This is a genomic window from Microcystis sp. M49636_WE2 (assembly GCF_030065375.1).
Lineage (GTDB): Bacteria > Cyanobacteriota > Cyanobacteriia > Cyanobacteriales > Microcystaceae > Microcystis > Microcystis aeruginosa_C.
Genome location: NZ_JASJFG010000347.1, coordinates 1 through 4,106 on the forward strand (window position 1 = coordinate 1; position 4,106 = coordinate 4,106).

Below are 4,106 nucleotides of genomic sequence, written 5' to 3' on the forward strand. Positions count from 1 at the left end.
AACCCCAAATTGGCCAGCAATATTCCTGCCCAACTTGTCGATCGCCGATGGAGGATATTCGTTCAGGTCGAGAGTTAAAAATTGACCACATTGAATATTCTTTAGATTCTTAAACAAAGTTGGGCGATCGCTTCTACAAGTTCGATGATCAATTATTCATTCTCAACTAAAATGCACCAAACTTTTGACGCAGCCCTAGAAATTAATCTACTTCATGCCAATCAAGCAGGAGCCGATCACAACCGGGAACATTTTGACGAGTGGGGCATTACCTGTTTAAACCTGATGAGTAGTCCAGGTGCGGGTAAAACTGTGTTATTGGAAAAAACCCTCGCAGCCTTAAAAGATCAATTAAAAATGGCTGTTATTGAAGGTGATATGACTACAGAACTAGATGCAGAGCGCCTGAGACAATATGGAGTTCCCGTGATTGCCATTAATACTGGTCGCTCCTGTCACTTAGATTCCAAAATGGTAGCCGGGGGAATTCATCGTTTCAAAGAAGATTATAACCCCAAAGAGTTTGATTTATTGTTGGTGGAAAATGTGGGAAATTTAGTTTGTCCCGCCGAATTTGAGGTAGGGGAACACGCTAAAGTTGCTCTATTAAGTATTACTGAAGGAGAAGATAAACCCCTTAAATATCCAATTATGTTTCAAGAAGCGGATTGTCTGATTATTACCAAATTAGATCTGGCTCCTTATTTAGAGATTGATTTAAAACGTTTAGAGGCAAATGTTCGTTCTATGAATCCCGATGTAAAGATTATTGCTCTTTCTGCTCAAACAGGAGAAGGTTTAGAAGACTGGTTAAATTGGCTAAAAAGCCAAGTCAATAGACCGAGTTTTTTGAATTGTTAATCAGTAACAGTTTTTGAGATTTATTTCTGTTTTACTAGCTGTCATCTCTAAAGGCTATTACCTATGAAACGGCGCAATTTTTTCTCCTTACTTCTCGTTTTTTTTAGTAGCTTACTGCTGACCATTAGTTGTAATCAAGCTCCTCAGCAAACCCCCAATGCAAGTAGTTCTCTGAGTAATACTGCCCCCATTGTCATTGGTTATAGTAATTGGGCCGGTTGGTGGCCCTGGGCGATCGCTGAAGAGGAGGGATTATTTGCTAAAAATGGGGCTAATGTTCAAATGAAATGGTTTGATGGTTATCTTGAATCCTTGCAAGCTTTAGCTGCCGGACAATTAGATGGAAATAGCCAAACTCTCAACGATACAATCGCTTTTGCGGGAGATGCAGTGAATGGTCAGGTTGCTGTTTTAGTTAATGATAACTCGTCAGGAAATGACAAAGTTATTGTCACAGAAGAGATTAAAACGATTCAAGATTTAAAAGGCAAAAAAGTTGCTGTTGAAGAAGGCGTTGTTGGTGACTTTCTCCTCAGTTTAGCCCTAGAAAAAGAGGGAATGAGTCGTAAAGATGTGCAAATTGTCCCCATGGAAACAGGGGCTGCCGCCGCCGCTTTTGCATCGGGAAAAGTCGATGCAGTGGCCGCTTTTCCACCCTTTTGGTCAACGGCCCTTAAACGAAAAGGTTCTAAAGAATTAATTAGTTCTAAAGCTTTTCCAGGTGCTATTCCTGATTTGTTAGTTGTCAGTGCCAAATTAATAAAAGAAAAACCAGAACAGGTTCAGGCTCTTGTCAAAACCTGGTTTGATGTTCGAGAGTTTATGGCTAAAAATCCCCAAAAAGCCGATGAGATTATGGCCAAGCGTGCGGGCATTAGCACAGAAGAATTGGCCTTATATAAAGAGGGAACGAAGTTTTTCACCTTAGAAGAAAACCTAGAAGCCTTTAGTCCGGGGAAAACCATGAAAAATATGCCCTTTGCCGCTCAAAAAATGGCTGATTTTATGAGGGAAGTTGGCTTTATTAAAAAAGTCCCCGATCTAACAACCATTTTAGATGCCCAATTTGTCAAGGCGTTGGCAAATCAAGACAAAAAATCCTAATTAGTCCCTTAATCATTGACTTCAAGAATTGTTTGATAACTGGGTGATATTGGCTATCAAAATTATTCTTTTCTTTGGCAAATCCCATGACCACAACACATAAAACGCTTCCTCAAAGCACTTTTTGGCGGATTACCGAGGATATTCCCGAATCCCTCAAATGGACTTTAATGGTTTCCTCTATTATTGTCCCGCTTATTTTCTGGTTACTAATCTCTAGTTTTGCGGGCATTGAATCCGTATTTTTGCCTTCTCCTTTAGCCGTTATTCAGGCCTTAGGAAAATTAGCAGAACAGGGCTTTTTAATTCAAGATACTATTACCAGTTTTTTACGAGTAGTTGGGGGCTTTTTTTTAGGAGGATTGTTTGCTATTCCCCTAGGGATTTTAATGGGAACTTTTCCGAGTATTCGTAGTTTAATGGAACCGATCATTGGCGTTGTACGTTATATGCCCGCTCCTGCTTTTATTCCTCTATTGGTTATTTATTTGGGTATTGGAGAAACGTCAAAAATTATGCTGATTTTTATCGGGACAATTTTCTTTAATACCCTGATGATTATGGATGCAGTTAAGTTCATTCCCCGTGAATTTATCGAAGTAACTTATACCCTTGGAGGAACGCGAAAACAGGTTTTATTTAAAGTGATTACTCCCTATATTATTCCTAATATTATTGATACTTTTCGGGTTAATATGGCAGCCGCCTGGAATTTGGTAGTAGTGGCGGAATTAGTGGCGGCGGATAATGGATTAGGCAAACGCATTTTATTAGCCCAGAAATTTCTGAGAACCGATGAAATTTTTGCCTGTTTAATTGTCCTGGGAATTATTGGCTTTGCCCTAGATTTAAGTTTTCGTTTGTTTTTGCATTGGACTTGTAAATGGTCAATTACTCGTTAACTTAAAAACTCAATAACAGAGTTTATTCTGTCACCAGTAAAGTTATTTTAATGATAAGAGAAGAACCTTAATGCACTTAGAAATTACTCAAATCAATAAAATTTTCACCACTAAACGAGGTGCTGTGGTCGCTCTGAAAGATATTAATTTACACGTTGAAAGTGCTGAATTTGTCTGTGCGGTCGGGGCCTCTGGTTCGGGAAAATCGACTTTGTTGCGAATGATTGCGGGTTTAGAATTGCCCACTTCCGGCAAAATTACCGTTGATGGTGTTGAAGTGACAGGGCCAGGAGCCGATCGCGGCATGGTTTTTCAAAATTATACACTCTATCCCTGGATGACGATCCAAAAAAATGTTGAATTTGGCTTAAAACTACAGGGATTATCGACAAAAGAATGCTGGGAAGTGGCCTGTTATTATCTGGATATTGTCGGTTTAATCCAATTCGCTAATGCTTACCCCAGAGAACTATCGGGTGGGATGAAACAACGGGTTGCGATCGCCCGCTCTCTTGCCTGTCATCCCAAAGTCTTATTAATGGACGAACCCTTTGCAGCTTTAGATGTACAAACCAAAGAAAGAATGCACGAATATTTAATTGAAATTTGGCAAAAAATCAGGTGTAGTATTTTAATGATTACCCATGATGTGGATGAAGCGGTTTTTTTGGCTCAACGTATTTATGTTTTGAGTGCTAGGCCCGGGACTATACAACGGGAATTAACAATTAATTTACCCGTAGATCGTAATTATAAAATTAAACGACAAGCTCAGTTTTATGACTATACGGATCAAATTTACGGCCTGCTACGGGGTGAGAAATGCTAGAAAAAACTAGGGATGATCAAGAGTAGTCCCGGGTTGAAAACGAGTTAGAGCAGCAAAAATCATCCTTTAGAGATACTTTCGGTTATCTAGCATCGCCAAACAGCGATCGCTCGTTGCTGCCGCAAACCCTAGATAAGTGATAGAACAGTTGTTCAACCATTAAGATTTTGTGATAATCCCGGGTAAGTGTGATCTAAAGTACAGCTTTTTTTGGGAAAGTTTCCCCGGGGGTGCTGCCTTGGGGCGCAAATATGATAGAATGCTGGTAGATTGATACAAAACTTTACTTCAAGGTGAATCTATGCCGTTTACGATCGAATCAGCGCGGAGCATTTTCCCCAACACGCTATCAGCGGATGTGGTTCCTGCCACGATTGCGCGTTTCAATCAGCTGAATACCGAAGATCAAC

General features: G+C 40.0%; 4 protein-coding genes and 2 pseudogenes. All 6 read left to right on the forward strand.

What is annotated here, in order from left to right; translation table 11 throughout:
* Positions 1–113 (forward strand): annotated as a pseudogene (locus PX484_RS08265) (hydrogenase maturation nickel metallochaperone HypA); the annotation flags it as partial.
* A 58-nt stretch (positions 114–171) separates the two neighbouring features.
* The gene (gene hypB, locus PX484_RS08270) at positions 172–861 is read left to right on the forward strand and encodes a hydrogenase nickel incorporation protein HypB (protein ID WP_287766113.1); all 690 of its coding nucleotides are present in this window, start codon (positions 172–174) and stop codon (positions 859–861) included.
* 63 nt (positions 862–924) lie between these two features.
* Positions 925–1,965, forward strand: coding sequence for an ABC transporter substrate-binding protein (locus tag PX484_RS08275; RefSeq protein ID WP_287766115.1), 1,041 nt, complete (start codon positions 925–927; stop codon positions 1,963–1,965).
* Between the two features lie 86 nt (positions 1,966–2,051).
* Positions 2,052–2,867: an ABC transporter permease gene (locus tag PX484_RS08280; protein WP_287766116.1), complete on the forward strand. Its 816-nt coding sequence runs from the start codon at positions 2,052–2,054 to the stop codon at positions 2,865–2,867.
* Positions 2,868–2,937: 70 nt separating this feature from the next.
* Complete coding sequence (locus tag PX484_RS08285; protein ID WP_287667445.1) at positions 2,938–3,696, forward strand: ABC transporter ATP-binding protein; 759 nt, start codon at positions 2,938–2,940, stop codon at positions 3,694–3,696.
* Between the two features lie 301 nt (positions 3,697–3,997).
* A pseudogene (locus PX484_RS08290) lies at positions 3,998–4,106 on the forward strand (Red carotenoid-binding protein); the annotation flags it as partial.